11 protein-coding genes are annotated in these 16,677 nt (G+C 57.3%); 4 read left to right on the top strand and 7 right to left on the bottom strand.

Annotated elements, in window-relative coordinates; all coding sequences use genetic code 11:
- Positions 1–373 precede the first annotated feature (373 nt).
- The 4 genes from metN (at position 374) to rfaH (ending at position 3,474) form a co-directional block, all read left to right on the top strand.
- Positions 374–1,417 (top strand): methionine ABC transporter ATP-binding protein MetN, encoded by a 1,044-nt coding sequence (gene metN / locus AB5Y84_RS04975; protein WP_368176487.1) that lies wholly within the window; start codon positions 374–376, stop codon positions 1,415–1,417.
- The gene (locus AB5Y84_RS04970; protein WP_005339070.1) at positions 1,398–2,051 is read left to right on the top strand and encodes a methionine ABC transporter permease; all 654 of its coding nucleotides are present in this window, start codon (positions 1,398–1,400) and stop codon (positions 2,049–2,051) included. The genes metN and AB5Y84_RS04970 overlap by 20 nt, the downstream gene beginning before the upstream one ends.
- Positions 2,052–2,076: 25 nt before the next feature.
- Complete coding sequence (gene metQ, locus AB5Y84_RS04965) at positions 2,077–2,877, top strand: methionine ABC transporter substrate-binding lipoprotein MetQ (RefSeq protein ID WP_005339072.1); 801 nt, start codon at positions 2,077–2,079, stop codon at positions 2,875–2,877.
- Between the two features lie 96 nt (positions 2,878–2,973).
- Positions 2,974–3,474 (top strand): transcription/translation regulatory transformer protein RfaH, encoded by a 501-nt coding sequence (gene rfaH, locus AB5Y84_RS04960; protein ID WP_005339074.1) that lies wholly within the window; start codon positions 2,974–2,976, stop codon positions 3,472–3,474.
- 59 nt (positions 3,475–3,533) lie between these two features.
- Here the strand turns inward: rfaH and AB5Y84_RS04955 are convergent, their stop codons facing one another.
- The 7 genes from AB5Y84_RS04955 to AB5Y84_RS04925 all read right to left on the bottom strand — a co-directional run bounded on the left by AB5Y84_RS04955 (position 3,534) and on the right by AB5Y84_RS04925 (position 16,569).
- The gene (locus AB5Y84_RS04955) at positions 3,534–5,510 is read right to left on the bottom strand and encodes a methyl-accepting chemotaxis protein (RefSeq protein ID WP_368176486.1); all 1,977 of its coding nucleotides are present in this window, start codon (positions 5,508–5,510) and stop codon (positions 3,534–3,536) included.
- Between the two features lie 39 nt (positions 5,511–5,549).
- Entirely contained in the window at positions 5,550–6,761 is a 1,212-nt protein-coding gene (locus AB5Y84_RS04950) for an EAL domain-containing protein (protein ID WP_304520197.1), read from the bottom strand.
- Positions 6,742–10,983, bottom strand: coding sequence for a transporter substrate-binding domain-containing protein (locus tag AB5Y84_RS04945; protein WP_368176485.1), 4,242 nt, complete (start codon positions 10,981–10,983; stop codon positions 6,742–6,744). The genes AB5Y84_RS04950 and AB5Y84_RS04945 overlap by 20 nt, the downstream gene beginning before the upstream one ends.
- 223 nt (positions 10,984–11,206) lie before the next feature.
- Complete coding sequence (locus AB5Y84_RS04940) at positions 11,207–11,410, bottom strand: hypothetical protein (RefSeq protein ID WP_005349248.1); 204 nt, start codon at positions 11,408–11,410, stop codon at positions 11,207–11,209.
- Between the two features lie 315 nt (positions 11,411–11,725).
- Positions 11,726–13,090 carry a dGTPase gene (gene dgt / locus AB5Y84_RS04935; protein WP_236296099.1) on the bottom strand — a complete coding sequence of 455 codons (1,365 nt, stop codon included), beginning with the start codon at positions 13,088–13,090 and terminating at the stop codon, positions 11,726–11,728.
- A gap of 51 nt (positions 13,091–13,141) precedes the next feature.
- Positions 13,142–15,454: an aerobic respiration two-component sensor histidine kinase ArcB gene (gene arcB, locus AB5Y84_RS04930; RefSeq protein WP_005339096.1), complete on the bottom strand. Its 2,313-nt coding sequence runs from the start codon at positions 15,452–15,454 to the stop codon at positions 13,142–13,144.
- An 83-nt stretch (positions 15,455–15,537) separates the two neighbouring features.
- Positions 15,538–16,569 carry an IS630-like element ISAhy2 family transposase gene (locus tag AB5Y84_RS04925; protein WP_001809438.1) on the bottom strand — a complete coding sequence of 344 codons (1,032 nt, stop codon included), beginning with the start codon at positions 16,567–16,569 and terminating at the stop codon, positions 15,538–15,540.
- Positions 16,570–16,677: the final 108 nt, after the last annotated feature.

Genomic DNA, 16,677 nt, shown 5'->3' with positions numbered 1-16,677 from the left:
CGAATAGGGAACGATTTGTGCAGCAATTTGTGTAACGATGGAGGAGCATTAAGCTAGACAGCAGATGTGAACAGAAACGAGCTGACACACTAATAAAACCAGCCTTACCCGGCATAAACCATCTTTAATTCGGTTATCTGCCGCAGGGACGAAACAGGATCTGGAAGAGCAACAATACCATCCTGATCGTTATCCGCCTGACAGAAATCCTTATCACTTTTTTAGACGTCTAGACGTAAAAACATGCGTTGACATGGCCATCCAGACATCTTAGCATCATCCTCCATGATGACAGAGTAACCCAGTGGAACCTCTGCCCAATTTCCCCGCCTGTAGCGCCCTGTGCTTTAAGGCTGTTAGCACGGAAGAATCCATGATTAAGTTGATCGGTCTCAACAAAGTCTACGGTACAGGCAGTGACGCCGTGCACGCCCTGCGTGATGTGAGTCTGCATGTACCCCAAGGCAAAATTTTCGGGGTGATCGGTGCCTCCGGTGCCGGCAAGAGTACCCTCATTCGTTGTGTCAACCTGCTGGAGCGCCCGACAGAAGGACAAGTCATCGTTGATGGCCAGGATCTGGTCGCCCTGAGCGAACGGGATCTGACCCAGGCTCGCCGCCAGATCGGGATGATTTTCCAGCACTTCAACCTGCTTGCCTCCCGCACCGTGTTTGCCAACATCGCCTTTCCGCTGGAGCTGGCAGGCTGGAACAAAGAGAAGATCCAGCAACGGGTTGCCGAGCTGCTGGCGCTGGTCGGGCTGGAAGCCCGTGCCCAGGCCTATCCGTCCGAGCTTTCCGGCGGTCAGAAGCAGCGCGTCGCCATTGCCCGCGCACTGGCACCGGCCCCCAAGGTACTGCTTTGTGACGAGGCCACCTCGGCCCTCGACCCGCAGACCACCCGCTCGATCCTGACCCTGCTCAAGGAGATCAACGTCAAGCTGGGGCTCACCATCCTGCTCATCACCCACGAGATGGATGTGGTGAAGGGGATCTGTGACGAAGTGGCCATCATCAGCGATGGCCGTCTGATCGAACAGGGCGAAGTGGCCTGGTTCTTCAGCAACGCCAAGACCCAGCTGGCCCGTGACTTCATCCACTCCACCATCCATCTGGAGGTACCGCAGGAGTATCAGGATCGGATGAGTGCGGAGCGGGTGCCGGGCAGCTACCCGCTGGTGAAGCTTGGCTTTACCGGCAGCACGGTCGATACGCCGCTGATCTCCGAGGCGAGCCGCCGTTTCAATATCGACATCAGCATTCTGAGCGCAGACATCGAATACGCCGGCGGCGTCAAATTCGGTTTCCTGCTGGCCGAGCTGTTCGGGGATGAAGCCCAGTGCGAGGCGACCCAGCAGTTTCTCATCGACAACCACATTCAGCTGGAGGTAATGGGTTATGTCCGAAGCCATGATTAATCTGCTCATCACGGCCCTGGGCGACACCCTGATCATGGTGTTTGCCTCCGCTCTGTTCGGCTGCCTGCTGGGTCTGCCGCTCGGCGTGGCACTGCATGTGACCAAGGCTGGCCAGATCCTGGCCAACCCCTTGCTCAACCGTACTCTGGGTATGGTGGTCAACGTGGGTCGCTCGGTGCCCTTTATCATCCTGCTGGTCGCCATCATTCCGCTGACCCGGCTGATTGTCGGCACCAGTATCGGCACCATCGCTGCCATCGTGCCGCTGACCGTCGGTTGCATCCCTTTCATTGCCCGTCTGGTGGAAGGGGCCCTGATGGAAGTGCCGGACGGCCTGCTGGAAGCGGCCAAGGCGATGGGCGCCAAGCCGTTGCAAATCATCACCAAGGTGCTGCTGCCCGAGGCTCTGCCCGGCATCCTCAACAGTGTCACCATTACCCTCGTCACTCTGGTGAACTACTCGGCCATGGCCGGGGCCATCGGTGGCGGTGGTCTGGGGGATGTGGGTATTCGTTATGGTTATCAGCGCTTTGACCCGACCGTCATGCTGGTGACCGTGGTTATCCTGGTAGTACTGGTTCAACTTATCCAGAGCGCGGGTGAGCGCCTGGTCAACAAATGTGATCATCGTTAATCGTCGATTTCTGACAGGAGGTTTTATGAAATTTGGCATCAAATCCGTTGCGGCTGCCCTGCTGGCTGGTCTGGTTCTGGCCGGTTGCGGTCAAAAAGAAGAGAGCAAGGTTCTGAAAGTGGGCGCTATTGCCGGCCCCGAGACCGAACTGGTTGAAGTGGCTGCCAAGGTCGCCAAAGAGAAATACGGTCTGACAGTCGAGGTGGTCAACTTCTCCGACTATGTCACCCCGAACGTGGCGCTGAACGATGGCAGCATCGACGTCAACGCCTTCCAGCACAAACCCTATCTGGATGCACAGGTGCGTGATCGCGGCTTCAAGCTGGTGCCGGTTGGCAACACCTTCGTCTACCCGATTGCCGGTTACTCCAAGAAGATCAAGGCGCTGAGCGAGCTGCAAGATGGCGCCCAGATCGCGGTACCGAACGATCCGACCAACCTGGGTCGCTCGCTGATCCTGCTGGCCAAACAGGGTCTGATCACCCTGAAGGATGGTGCCGGTCTGGAAGCGACCGTGTTGGATATCGCCAGCAACCCGCGCAACTTCAAGATTGTCGAGCTGGAAGCAGCCCAACTGCCGCGCTCGCTGGAAGACGTGGACTTGGCCATCATCAACAACACCTTCGCCGGTCAGATTGGTCTGACCCCGACCGAGAACGGCCTGTTTGTTGAGGACAAAGAGTCCCCCTACGTCAACCTGATCGTCGCCCGTGACAACAACAAGGATGACGAGAAGGTCAAACAGTTCGTACAAGCATTCCAGACCGATGATGTCTACAAGAAAGGTCTCGAGCTGTTCAAAGGCGGCCTGGTAAAAGGTTGGTAATTGCTCACTCGGCAAAAAAGGCCACGCAATGCGTGGCCTTTTTTATTGGCGCCGCTATCATATCCGCGAGCACGGCAACACGAACATACTCATAACATGAAAAAATGGTATCTGGCCTACTGCAAGCCAAAAGAAGAGGCCCGCGCCCGCGCCCACCTCGATGCCCAGGGTATCGAATCCTATTACCCCATGGTGGAGATCGAGAAGCTGCGCCGGGGCAAGCGAGTTCCGGTACGGGAACCCATGTTCCCCAACTATCTGTTTATCTTCGTTGATTTGGAAGAGGTGACACCGGTCACCCTGAAATCGACCCGCGGCATCAGCCGGATCATCCACTTTGGCAGTGAATGGACCCCCATCAGCAGCAAGCTGGTCTATCAGCTGATGAGCCGCGATGATAGCGACGAGGCGAGAGCCAGCTACGCCAGCCTGCCCTGCTCGGGCGACAAGGTGCTGATTGAAGAGGGGCCGCTTGCCGGCTTCGAAGCCATCTATATGGAGCCGGATGGGGAGAAACGTGCGATTTTGCTGGTCAGCCTGCTCAACCGGGAGACTACCAGCAGCTTCGACAACCACACCTTCAGACGTCTGGACTAAACCCACGGGCCAGACGGCTCGGTAAATGGCAATAGCAATGGCGGGATGATCCCGCCATCTCATGCATCAAGATCAAAGCGGGCGATGACCGCCTTCAGCTTGCCGGTATCACCAGCCAGTCTGGCTACGATCTCCTCCCCCTGCTGACTACGCTGACAAGATTGCCGACTGAGCGCAGCAATGTCATCGACCGTCCCGGATACCTCGGCGGCCACCCGCGACTGCTGCTCGGTTGCCACCGAAATGGCCTCCAGCTGGCCCGACAGCGACTGCACCAGCTGGTTCATGGCACTCAGGGTATCGGTCACCAATCCGACTGCATCCCGCCCTTGTTCTACCAACCGGGTACCGCTGCTGACGGTACTCACCGTCTGGCGAGTCTGCTGGGAGATGGCCGCAATGGTCTGGCTGATCTCGGCGGTGGATTGATGGGTACGGGTCGCCAGCTGGCGTACCTCGTCAGCCACCACTGCAAAACCGCGCCCCTGCTCGCCAGCCCGCGCCGCTTCTATCGCCGCATTGAGTGCCAGCAGATTGGTCTGCTCGGCTATAGTGGCGATCACCTCGGTGATCTGCCCCACCTGTTCACTCTGATGCTCCAACAGCCCCATGGCTTCGTTGGCCTGCCCAATCATGGTGGCAATCTGCTGCATGGTATCGCTCATTCGCGTCAGCGCGGCCTCTCCCTGACGGGTCTGCTGCCGCACCTGATGGGCTCCATCCGCCACACCGGCAATGTTGCCAGCCACATCACGAGCGCTCACTGACATCTGATCGATAGCCGCCGCCACCGCATCGACCCGCTGATCCTGCTCCGTCAGATCCACCACTATGGCTCTGGTGGTGCTGCCCACATCGAGACAGGCCACCTCGACCTGCCCCACTGCGCCCTGCAACTCCCCGACCAGATGATGTAACTGGGCAGACATCCGGTTGATGGAGCCAGTCAATTCTCCCAACTCATCCTGCCCTGTGATTGGCAAGGGCTCGGCCGCCAGCCGACCATCCGCAACCTGCCCCGCCCGGGTCACCAGACAGGCAATGTCACGGGTCAGACGGCGACTAAAGAGCCATGCGACCACCATGCCAAGCACGATGGCGCTGCCGGTAGCCAACAGCAGAGTCTGGTTGATGGCCCTCCCGGCTCCAGTCATCTGCGCCGAAATCTGATCCACCTCAGCACGGGTTTTCTCCACCTGCTGGACCAGCTGCTCGCTGAGGCTGGACTGCATCGGCTCGATGTCGGTGGCCATCAGGTAGTTTGCCTGATCCCAATCCGGCGCCTGGCGTTTCTCGATCACCTGCCCCACCAGCTCGGAGAAAGGGGTCGCCATCTCTTCAAACAGTTGCCAGAGGCTCTGCTGGGTGTCGGTAAAGAGCGCGGCTTGCTGTTTAACCTCAGCCACACGCTGCTGATGAAACTGGTAGTAATCCTGATACTTGCTGCGGTATTCGGGGTCACCTGAGATAAGAAAATCCCGCAGGGCAGAGAGGGCGTTGGCGAGGCTGTTGTAGGCATCCCCCACCTGTTTGAGCAGCATGCGACGATCGCCGGAGAGTTGATCCTGCGGAGTACCAACCTCTTCATTGGCAAAGGATTGCAACTGATCGAGCGCCGCCTCCGCCAGCGGCCCTGCCTCCTGCAGCATCAGGGTGTGAGCGGGCAGATTCTCTTCGCTCTGAGCTATGGTCCACACCTTCTCCTGATGGCTTTTGAAGGTCTCGAGAGACTTGGCGAGCGCCGGACTGAAGGCCTGATGGGCAATGGCCTGCCAGGCCGACTCCCACTCCTGCTTGAGGCGGGAAGCCTGAGCCGGATCCTTGCCGAGGATCAGATAGCCACGCAAGGCAGAAACGGTGGTAACCAGCGCCTTCTGGCTCGCCTCATCCCGCTGCAAAGCGGGCAGCGCCTGCTCCAGCAGGGTGTGTTGGGCCTGATTGATCTGGGTCAGCCGGTAATAGACCAGCGTGGAGGAGAGCAGGATCAGCAGGTTGATAAAACCGAAGCTGAGCAGCAACTTGCTTGAGATTTTCATGAACATCCTTGTTCAAACGGAGGGATCCAGCCAACAGAATCAGATAGATATCAGTGTAGGCAATCTATCTTGCCAAGTCCGGTGCCAATTAGCCAATTCACTGCGCGGCATCGGGCGGGCAGAGAAAAATCCCTGACAGAGGTCACAACCGAGCTGAGCCAGCACTCGCCAGGTCGCCTCATCCTCTACCCCTTCCGCCACCGACTTCAGCCCCAGCTTGCGGGCCAACTCAATACTGGACTCGATGATAGCCAAACGTGACGGATCGGCATGGCAGCGATCGACGAAAGAGCGATCCAGTTTGAGTTCGGTGAACGGCAACAGTGCCAGCTGCTGCATCGAGGAGTAGCCGGTACCAAAATCATCGATGGAGAGACCAAAACCATGCATCCTTAGCCGGGTCAGCACCTCCAGAGACTTGCCCAGATCCTGCACGAATGCGCTCTCAGTCACCTCGAGGGTGATGAGCTCAGGATTGATACTCCAGCGCTTGCACTGATCAATCAATAAGTTGCAAAGATCCCCTTCAATGAGTGAGGTGGTGGAGAGGTTCATCGACAGATTGAGTGACAACCCGGTTTCCTCCCATAAATGGCCATCACTCAGAGATTTGCTGATGATCACCTCGGTCAACGGATCGATAAGTCCGTTGCTCTCCGCCAGTGAAATAAAACGCCCGGGCGGGATCAGGCCAAACTCGGGGTGTTGCCAGCGGGCCAACGCCTCCATCCCGACCCACTCGCCAGATGCAAAACTCACCTTGGGCTGATACCAGGGCAGCAGTTGATCTTGCTCGATCGCCCGACGCAACTCATCGAGTCCTATTCTGTGCCCCTCTTCTTCTCTGACTGGTTCCTGCCGGGGTGACCAAGCCTGGATAAGCCGCTGGAGCTGCTGCGGCGTTGAGGGTTTCTCTATGCGACCGAGCACCTGCAAGCCATAAGCGGTACTCATACGCAATACGGCTTCCACCACATCCCCCTCAAGCGCGCTGGAGAGGATAATGCCGCCCTGAAAACCACCCAGCGACAGGCGGCGCAACAGCGCCATGCCATCCATTCCGGGCATTCGCAGATCGCAAAACAGGATATCGACGTTGTGTTGCTGGCTAAGCGCCAACGCCTCGACACCATCGACCGCTTCCAGCAGATTCGGGTAACCCAGGCTGCGGATCTGGTGCAGCAGCGCCTTGCGCTGAAATCCATGGTCTTCCACGACCATGATGACCAACTCATGTTGTGCTTTTTTCATCGAGCCATAATCCAATGTCGTGGGCAATCGCCGTCATCAACCTCTGCACAGTGCTGACCAGATCGTCGAGCTCGTCGAGCCGCTTCAATCGCGCTGCCGATTCCAGTATGGCGGCCTGGCTGGCAAGCTCCTCCAACCCGACCATTCGGGCAGCCCCCTTGACCCGGTGGGCGGTCTCTACCAAGGCGCTGGCATCATGACAAATCAGTGCTGCCATCATGGCCTCGCCATCCTGCCGGTTGGAATCGAGATACTCCACCGCCATGACTCGCGCGGTCAGCTCGTCACCAAACAGCGCCAACCAGCGCTCAGCCTGCATGCCTGTAGCCCTATCAACGGGCGCAACCGCGCTTCTGGTTGGCGTCTTCTCTGCCAGCCAATGGGCCAGCATCTGGCGCAAGATATCCAGCGGGTAGGGCTTCAGTAACATGTCACTCATGCCTGCCTCTACCATACGAGCACTCGCCTCTTCCGACGTATCTGCCGTTACCCCTATGATAGGGGCCGTCACTCCCGCAGCCCGCAGCGCCTTGGTCAGGGCATAACCATCCATCACCGGCATATGGCAATCAGTCAACAGCAGGGAGAATTGCTGTCCCTGCCAGGCCCGCAGAGCCTTCTCGCCATCTTCCACAACCTGAGCCTCGATACCAAGAATGGCCAACTGCCGTGCCAGCAAGGCACGATTGACCGGATGATCATCAGCCACCAATACTTTGCCACCCAGCTTCTCTGCAAGCGCAGGGAGGATTGGTGTGACCCGCTCCTGTAGCAATTCGTGGCAGCTCTCCAGCAGAAGATCCGGATAGAGAGGGGATAGACCCAGGCGCCACCATTTCTGTTCACCAATCCGACCCCGTAACGCCTCATCGGGTGACGCTATGATCCCCTTCAGCGCAGAGTGTTGCAGCCAGCTTTGCCATTCCCCCCCAAGCGCTTGCTCAAGCCACCGTTGATCGGCCAACAGCAACCCTTCCAGTGAGCGACTGAGCTCATTGGCCCCCAAGTACCTGAGCTTGGCCCCCTGCCGTACCATGGCCGCTTCGAGGTTGGTGTCATCGCTGAAAAACCACCATTCTGTGTCAGCCAGAGCTGGGGGATCCCACTGCGGATTGGTTAGCGGCACGGTGAAGCGGAAGCAGGAGCCCTCCCCTGCCTTGCTGGTCAGTGTCAGTGCCCCCCCCATTTTGCATACCAGCTGCTCACAGATTGCCAACCCCAAGCCGGTGCCACCAAAACGACGGTTGATATCTGACTCCACCTGCTCAAAAGGCGTGAACAGCAGCGCCTGCTTCTCTTCGGCGATCCCGATACCGGTGTCACTGACACTGATGGTCAGTTGCTCGCTCAGGTAGCTGACCTGGATAGTAATCCCCCCTTGTTCGGTAAACTTCACCGCATTATTGAGCAGGTTGGAGATGACCTGACCGATACGCACCCCATCGATGTCGGCCCAATCCGGCACATGATGCTCCCACTCAAGCACCACGTTGAGCCCCTTGTTATGAGCCAGTGCCGCGTGGCCACGAATGGCATCGCAGATCACCGTTTGCAACCGGCTGCTCTGGTAATTCAACTGCAACTGACCCGCTTCTATCTTGGAAAAATCGAGGATGTCATTGACCAGATAGAGCAGGTTATTGGTCGAGGTGACCACATTGCGCACCATAAAACGCTGGTCGTCGTTGAGCTCGCTCATTTGCAGCAATTCGAGCATGCCATGCATGCCTGAAATGGGAGTGCGCAGCTCATGGCTCATGGTTGCCAAAAAGCGGCTGCGAGCCTGCATCGCCTGCTCGGCATAGGCGCGAGCTTCGCGCAGCTCATATTCCTGTTGCTTGAGGGCAGTGATGTCCTGAATCACCCCGTTAAGGATCAGTGCCTGCTGCTCCTGTCTGACAAAGTTGCCACGCACTTGCAGATAGCGATCTCCATCAGGTCGCTCTACCTTGACCTCCAGATCGAGGGGCGCCAGAGTCTCGGCATGATTGGCCACCTTGCTGACAAAATCCTGCAGCGCCTCTTCGGTAAAGCCGAACACCTCACCACCCGATTCGGCATTGAACAGATCCTGCCGGGAAGCCCCGAGGATCTCGCTGGCCCCCTGAGAAGCATACAAAAACCGCCCCTTGCCGGGTCCTTGCCACAAATACTGATAGACCACCCCAGGCATGCTGTCGGTAATCTGGGTAAGGCGATTTTCAGCCTGACGGGCGCGCTCCTCCGCCTCTTTGATCCGGCTGACATCGGTCAGTACTGTCAACACCCCCAGCATATTGCCATCGGGATCGCGATAAGGACGTTTGGCATAGATAACATGGCAGGGCGTGCCATCTGCTCGCAGGTTGCTCCCTGCCCCCTCCAGATCCTGTCCGGTCTGCCACACCCGGCGCTCTTCTTCCAACACACTGTTTCTGAGTGTCTCTGGCATGTTTTGCAGCTCCTCACTGCTACTGCCAGCACCAAGGAAAGCATCGCGATAGGCCTGATTGCACAAGGTGATCCGCTGCTCGCTATCACGTAGCGCCACCATGGTTGGCAGTGAGTTGAGCAAGGTCTGCACAAACAGCAACTGTTCGTTCAGCTTGTCCTCTGCGATTTTCCGCTGCGCAATCTGGCGACGCAAACTGCGAGCCCAGAGCATCACCAGCAAACCGCTGACGAGCAAGGCGCCCCCCCCTATAGCCAACCACTTGTAAATCAGGGTGTAATCAGACTCGATATTGACCGACACATTGAGCCAGCGTCGCTCCAGCAGCTGCCACTCCTCATCCGTGATGGTCAGCAGCAACTTGTCCATGATGCGGAGCAACTCGGGCTGAGCATTGTCGACGGCCATACTGATAGGTACGGAAAATTCGGGAGAGCTCAGCACTACCTGATACTTATCATTGAAACCCTTCATCGCCTGCTGTCCCAGATTGGTCATGGTCAACAGCACATATTCGGCTCGCCCAGTGTCAAGCAAGGTCAGTAAATCGGCATCTTTGCCTACTTCGATAATATTGGCGCCCAGCGCGTGAATGAGAGAGGCTTCGTAAGAACCCGTCACACCACCAATCAGACGCCCTTTCAGCTCGACCAACGACTTCAGCGGGCGAGCACCGTGTCTGGCTACAACATAGCTGTCGAACTTCAGATAGGAGGAGGTAAAAGAGGCAAAGGACTGACGATCCTTGAGCGGTGTCATCAAGGGAATAAGGTCCACTTTGTGCTCTTTCAGCAGTTTAAGTGACTCCTGCCAGGTATTTGTCGACACCAGCTCAAAGCGGATCCCGGAGCGCAGACTCAACAACTTCATCAGGTCTGCCGTATAGCCATGCAATTCACCTTCGTCATCGATTTCGCTGATGCCGGCAAATCCGGGGGCAACGGCGAACTTGATCACCTTGTTTCTCTGCTTCAGCCAACTAGCTTCATCTGGTTCCAGCAAAAGGCCAGCGTTGGCGCGTTCATCTTTCTGATGCAACCGTAATCGTGAGTCTGCAACGGGTATCTGTTGATATGCATGCCAAAGCTTCTCGCTCAGCTCTGGCTGGCGGGAGCTGGTCGCCATCGTCAGCGTGCTGCCAGAAAGCCACCCTGGAGCGACAACCCCCATTGACGCGGGCATTCTCTCCATCTTGAGGGTAACAATTGGACCCAACTCAAGATATGCATCGACAGCGCCCAGCTTGACCATATAGGTCGCCTCAGTGCGGCTCTCCAGCTCAGTTACATCAGAGATCCCCAAACGAGCCAATTCATTACAACTGCCAAAACCACGAATACAGACCCAGCGTAACTTGCGCGCCTGCTCCAGGGTCAATTGCTGCTCCGGGGTATGCATTAAAATGGAGCGGGCATATGAACCGATACTGCCGATATGGTTTATCCCCTTCAGCTCAAGAGCATTACGTTCGACTCCGATTAATGCATCGATCTGGCCGCCTTGGAGAGCAATCTGGGCATCTACGTAGGAGTTGTAGGATATATAGCGCAGGGACACGCTCATTTCGGCTGCAATGCGCGAGGCCAACTCCTTGAGCGGACCGGCATAACGCTGGTTGGGGAGTTGATAGATGAAAGGGGGATAACCACCACGGGGAACCCCGACCAGCAGCTCCTTTTGTGCAGAGATTTCGTTACTTGTGCTCTCATCTTGCGGCTGGGGAGCCGCAACAGCCAACATGCCTGAAAACAACAGCAAAATGGGAAGAAAAAGCTGACGAAGGAGTGGCATAAGGTCTTGTCCTGATGAGTAAAACAGATAGGGCTGCCACCTCTAATCTTGCAGATCCTGACGACGCAAGGCGAGAAAACAATCGCAGCTGTTACAAAGAGGGCGGAGAGGATAATACTGAGTCACCAACATGTGAACTTGGAATCAACCATAAGATGGAAAAATGGCAGGCATTCAGCCTGCCATTTCACTAGCGAGGGGGATCTTATTCTCCCCTTCGCGATCAGGTTATTCGATTCCCGAGGCGGAAGCCGGTTTGATACTCCCGCTCGCGAACGAGGGCGATTTGACCCTGATATCCTTCCAGCCCGATATCCCTGAGCAGGGCGGGCGACAGATTGACCTGCACGAGACGACGCTCGACTCGGGCAATCCTTCTCTGGACCAGGGATTCAACACTGCGCAGTAAAACCAGTTCGATAGACATGACATTCTCCAGTTGAACATGCGGTTCTCCCGGAGAAAGTGGATATCACCCTGCGGGACGAACCGCGGGTGATAAAAAGACAGGGGTTACCTGTTTACGCCACGCGGTAAAAGAGCACGAGATTTCACGCCGCACGCAGTGCCGCGAGAGAATGCAATATTGAGCATCAGATGTTGCATTTTCGTCTCCTTACCGGGTAAAAGTTGAACAGGTTGCAGAAGTCTAAAAAATATCCGAATTTAAAACAAGCCTCTTGCGACTCCTTTTTAAACGTTTTTACGGCATTTTATGCTGCCCGACAGGGATCTTGGGGCATCAGATCCCCGAGAGTAGCCGGTACTCTTCCAGTACATAGGTATCCGTCATGCCGCTGACATAATCGAGCAGCAGCCGCACCCGGTAATACCACTCCTGCTCGTTCTGGCAGGCAAAACGCGGATCCGGGGTGGCGATCGCCAATCGATAGGCCTTGAGATGGCGGGCCGAGAGGCGGTGATAGAGGCGGCGCGCAAAGAAAAGCGTCTGACTCCCCTCCCCGGCCAGCAGACGAGCAAACTGTGGCGCTGGCAGCGCCAACAGACAGGCATAACTGGTCAGCACCCCGCGCAGCGCCGCATACCCCTCCAGCTCAAGCGCTTCCACCTCGGGGCGCATAAAGACCAGCTCACGGGCCACCCGCTTGAGGATATCGAGCACCCGCGCCGCCGGCGCCTGGCCATGCAGCAGCGCTTGCGGATAGGATCCCTGCAAAATGGCCTGATGTTCGCTGACATAGCTCTGCGCCGCCAACGCCACCAGATCCCGGGTCAGTTGCTGGCGAAAATGGGGGAAAAAGCCCCGACCACTGGCAAGCGCCTCATCCAGCAAGGTGCCCATGTAGTCACTCTGGTCAGCGGCCCGCAGTGCCGCCAGCAGTTCACCCTGAGTCAGGATCCTCCGATCTACCGCATCTTCCAGATCGGCGATGCAGTAAGAGATGTCATCGGCCGCCTCCATGATGTAGACCAGCGGATGGCGACAGCCGGGGGCCAATCCCAGACTCTGGCCGAGGGCACTGTAGAGCGGCTGCTCGCTAAAGAAGATGCCTCGTTTGCTGCTCCAGCCATGATGCTGGCCATAGCTCACCCCGGGTTGCGGCTGCTGCGGGTATTTGCAGAGCGCCGCCAGTTGTCCGAGCGTCAGGTTGAGCTCGTGCAAGCTGTGCACCAGCCGCAGACTCTGGGCGTTGCCATCAAACAGTTGCAGGTCCTGACGCAATTCCGCCCACTGGGCCGAGGGGGGCTGCGCCAGCGCCTGCTGATAGAGGAGATCGAGCATCTCGCCGAGCCACTGGCTCATCACCTGCTCGCCAAAGTGGCCAAACGGCGGGTTGCCCACGTCATGAAGCAGGCAGGACATCTCCACCAGATTGATAAAGGCCCCTTCACAGACCATCCCGGCAGGCAAGGCGGCCAGAATACGACGGCTGATCTGGCGACCGGTCTCCTGCACCTCCAGCGAGTGGGTAAGGCGACTGCGCACCGAGGCCTTCACATCGAGCGGAAAGACCTGGGTCTTCTGCTGCAACCGGCGCACCGGCGCGGCCTGCACGATACGGGCGCGATCCTGCTCGGTCGCCTCCAGCAGCTCCTCGTCCCCCCAGGGGTGGATGCGCACGGGGGTAATCAAACGGCTATACATCTCGCAGCTCCTTGCCAGCAACTTCCATCAGACTCAAGACAACCTCCAGCCTCAAGACAGCAACCAGCGCCGCAGACGGGCAATATCGCCCGGATATTCCCGGCGCAGCGTCTCAATCCAGTCTTCCACGTTTTCCCACCAGGCGGGATGATCCGGGCTCTGGATCAGCTGTGCCGTCTGCTGCAATCGGCGCAGGCCAATGGAGCCTGCCGCCCCTTTTATCTTGTGTGCCTCTTCCACCACCCCAGCTTGATCCTTGGCAATCATGTTGGAGTCGAGCACTGCCATGTAGTCCGGCATCATCTTCTCGAACAGATCGACGCTGGAGAGCAGCACCGGCTTACCCACGGTATCGGCGTAATCGGTGAGGAAGGGGATATCCAGCAGGGCATCCTGATTGCCCGCATCAGCCTGCTCGTCCGCTTCATCCTCGGCCAGATCGGCAAACAGGTGACCAATCACCTCCCGCACCGCTTTGGAGCCAAGCGGCTTGTTGATCACATCCTGCATGCCGTGATCTCGGTAGTACTGGCGATCGCCGGTGGAGTTGGCGGTGAGCGCCACCATGGGTGGCAGGCTGTCGCCATAACGCTCCAGCAGGGTTTTCGCCACATCGAAGCCGGTCATGTCCGGCAGCTGGATATCGAGCAAAATGAGGTCGAAATCATCCGGATTGGCCATCGCCAACGCCTGGGTGCCGTCCCGTGCCACCTGCACCTGATGACCCAGCTTGCCCAGCAGGGCGCAGGCCACCGTCACGTTAAGCTCCACATCCTCCACCAGCAGGATATCAAGGGAAGGCATCTCCTCCTCCTGCTCTGGCAACACTGGCTCGGCGCAAGCTACCTCCAGCTCGGCGGTGAAGCAGGAGCCTTCGCCCGGATCGCTGTCCACATAGAGCTGCCCGCCCATCGCCTGCACCAGCTGACGGGAGACCGCGAGGCCAATGCCGGTGCCGGTGGCGTGTTTCTTGCCCTGCACCTGATAGTACATGGCGAAGATCTTCTCCTGCTGGGCGCGCGGGATGCCGATACCGGTATCCTCCACCTCAAAGTGCAGGGCCAGCTTGCCCGGCTCATCGGCGGGATGGGAGAGACAACGCACGGTGACGCCCCCCTCATCGGTAAACTTGACCGCGTTGCCCACCAGATTCCACAGCACCTGACGCAGGCGGGTACCGTCAGCCATCACAAATTGCGGCATGTCACCATCCCGATCGAAATGGAGATAGAGCCCCTTCTGCTCCGCCTGAATGCGCGACAGGGTCTCCAGCTCGTCGAGGAAGGCAGGCAGGTCGATACGGGTCGGTGCAATTTCGAGACGACGGCGATCCAGTTTGTCCAAGTCGATGATGTCGTTGAAGATATTGCCAAGGGTCACCGCACTCAGGTGAATGGTCTTGAGCTGCTGATGCTGCTTGGGATCGAGGGGGGTATCCATCAGCATCCGGCTTAAGCCCACGATGCCGTTGAGCGGGGTGCGCAACTCGTGGCTGATGGTGGAGATAAAGGTCGTCTTGTCGCGACTCGCCTTCTCAAGCTTGTCCTGATACTGCTTGCGCTCGGTGATGTCGCGGCCAAAACCAAGCAGGCCGAGTCGCTTGCCGAAGCGGTCGAAGAAGGGCACCTTGCGCAGCTCGAAGTAAGCCTTGCGGCCATCGGGATACTCTAGCCACTGCTCGTAGGTGAGCGGCTCGTTGCTGGCAAAGACCTGCTTGTCGGTCTCCACCACCTTGTTGGCGATCTCCTGCTTGTAGACATCGAACGGGGTCAGACCGATCAGCTCGGCCTCCACCTTGCCGGTCAGCTCCTCCATGGCGCGGTTGCAACCGGAAAACTGCTCATCCTCGTTGCGGTAGTAGACCAGATCGGGGGAGCAGTCGATAAAGGAGCGCAGCAGGGCAGTACGCTCCCCCAGATGAAGCTGGGCTTTCTCTCGCTGGAACACCTCGTTCTCGAGATCCTCGATGGCCTGCAGACGCAGGCTCTCGGCCCGGTTGGTCTCGGCAATCTGGGCATTGAGGCGGCTGATGTTCTCCTGCAGCTGGGTATTGAGCTCCAGATCCCGCTCGCGCATATCTTGCAGCTTGCGCACCATCCGGCTCAGTCGCTGACGGGAATCCTCCAGCTGATCCACCACGATGGAGAGAAAATAGACCGCCCAGGGGGTCACCAGCAGGCCAAAAAAGACCGAGCGAACGAAGTCGATCACATCGATATTGCCGCGCAGGAACAGGGTCACCCCCATCTGGATGGCGACCGCCAGCACGATAATGCCCGCCGCCAGGAACATGCTAAAGCGCACCAGTCCCAGCTTGGTCATCAGATCGACATAATATTGCGCCCAGGATTTAATCTGTTTCATCTTATTGTTTTCCCCCGATATTCGCGGTACAGAATACCAGCACAACCGAGTGAACTCTTCTTAAATAACTGATCCCAATAGTGCTACACCTTCGCTGTGCCATAGCCATTCCCCGGGAAAGGAGACACGGTATCCATGAAGTGTTTCACTCGGGCCAGCAGGTTTGCCATCCCTCTGCATTGATGATTGCGCGTGATGGTTTCATGTAACTTGTGCCATAGCCGTTCTATGTGATTAACCCAAGGGCTGTAAACTGGCTGGAACACCAGGCAGAACTTGGGATTCTTCTTCAACCATCGCTCGGTCTGTTTGCTTTTGTGAATGATGTAGTTATCGAGGATCAACGTGATGGTTTTGGCTCGTCGGTAGTGGTGGCGCAGCTTTTCCAGCATGGCAATAAACAGCGATGAGTTTTTCTTGATCCCGCTGACGTAAAGTACCCTTCCGTTGCCTGCGTGGAGAACGCCTGCCAGATAATGCTTGGCATTCTGCCCCGGTGTGACAACCCGCTTTTGCTGCGCTCTGAACATCCAGTCGGCTCCTAATTTGGGATTGAGGTCTATATCGACTTCATCCTCATAAAACACCGGATTATCGGCATCACAGCGGGCCAGCGCGGCGTCGATATTCGCCATTTTTTCCTGATAGGCTGGGTCTTTTATCCGCAAGGTCGGCACGGGCCTGCGCCAGACAATGCCCATACGAGGTAACCATCGGCGGAGCGTGGAGGCTGCCACATTGAGCCCTGTTAACCGATTGATTTTTATAGCCAATAGTTCAGTACACCAACGGCTGCGCTGATAACCAAAATCTTGCGGAGAAAACTGCATGAGCAGCACCAGTAAGGTGACAATCTTGGCGATAGGTAAGACTGGGGCACGGCCAGCCGGTAAGGCTTCTAGCGCATCTATGCCTTCATCTCGATACCACCGAAGCCAACGACCGATGGTCGAGCGCGCAGCGCCGGTAAGGTGATGAACATCGGTGATCGTGCGTCCTTCATGTAACAGCAAGATGGCCATCAAGCGACGAGCATGTCCTTTATCACGGGTGGCATGGATGATTTTGTGAATGCGGCGCCGTTGTGGTCGTGGCAGAGGTGGTAGGATAGGCATCAACTCAGTCCTTTGGGTGTGGCTTGTTTTGTTTAGCGACTAATCAGATCGCACAAACTGGACTGAGTTCCCTTCCTCCGGTGATCTACTATTCGGAACAGCTATTTA

The sequence above is a fragment of the Aeromonas sp. s11 genome (genome assembly GCF_040907945.1).
Classification (GTDB): Bacteria; Pseudomonadota; Gammaproteobacteria; order Enterobacterales; family Aeromonadaceae; genus Aeromonas; species Aeromonas veronii.
Note: the sequence above shows the minus strand (reverse complement) of the source record. Positions and strands in the feature narration are given on the sequence as shown.

What these genes read in the sequence shown, in the direction of transcription:
- metN (WP_368176487.1), top strand. Translation starts at nt 374, where the DNA reads ATGATTAAGTTGATCGGTCTCAACAAAGTCTACGGTACAGGCAGTGAC.
- AB5Y84_RS04970 (WP_005339070.1), top strand. Translation starts at nt 1,398, where the DNA reads ATGTCCGAAGCCATGATTAATCTGCTCATCACGGCCCTGGGCGACACC.
- metQ (WP_005339072.1), top strand. Translation starts at nt 2,077, where the DNA reads ATGAAATTTGGCATCAAATCCGTTGCGGCTGCCCTGCTGGCTGGTCTG.
- rfaH (WP_005339074.1), top strand. Translation starts at nt 2,974, where the DNA reads ATGAAAAAATGGTATCTGGCCTACTGCAAGCCAAAAGAAGAGGCCCGC.
- AB5Y84_RS04955 (WP_368176486.1), bottom strand. Translation starts at nt 5,510, where the DNA reads ATGAAAATCTCAAGCAAGTTGCTGCTCAGCTTCGGTTTTATCAACCTG.
- AB5Y84_RS04950 (WP_304520197.1), bottom strand. Translation starts at nt 6,761, where the DNA reads ATGAAAAAAGCACAACATGAGTTGGTCATCATGGTCGTGGAAGACCAT.
- AB5Y84_RS04945 (WP_368176485.1), bottom strand. Translation starts at nt 10,983, where the DNA reads ATGCCACTCCTTCGTCAGCTTTTTCTTCCCATTTTGCTGTTGTTTTCA.
- AB5Y84_RS04940 (WP_005349248.1), bottom strand. Translation starts at nt 11,410, where the DNA reads ATGTCTATCGAACTGGTTTTACTGCGCAGTGTTGAATCCCTGGTCCAG.
- dgt (WP_236296099.1), bottom strand. Translation starts at nt 13,090, where the DNA reads ATGTATAGCCGTTTGATTACCCCCGTGCGCATCCACCCCTGGGGGGAC.
- arcB (WP_005339096.1), bottom strand. Translation starts at nt 15,454, where the DNA reads ATGAAACAGATTAAATCCTGGGCGCAATATTATGTCGATCTGATGACC.
- AB5Y84_RS04925 (WP_001809438.1), bottom strand. Translation starts at nt 16,569, where the DNA reads ATGCCTATCCTACCACCTCTGCCACGACCACAACGGCGCCGCATTCAC.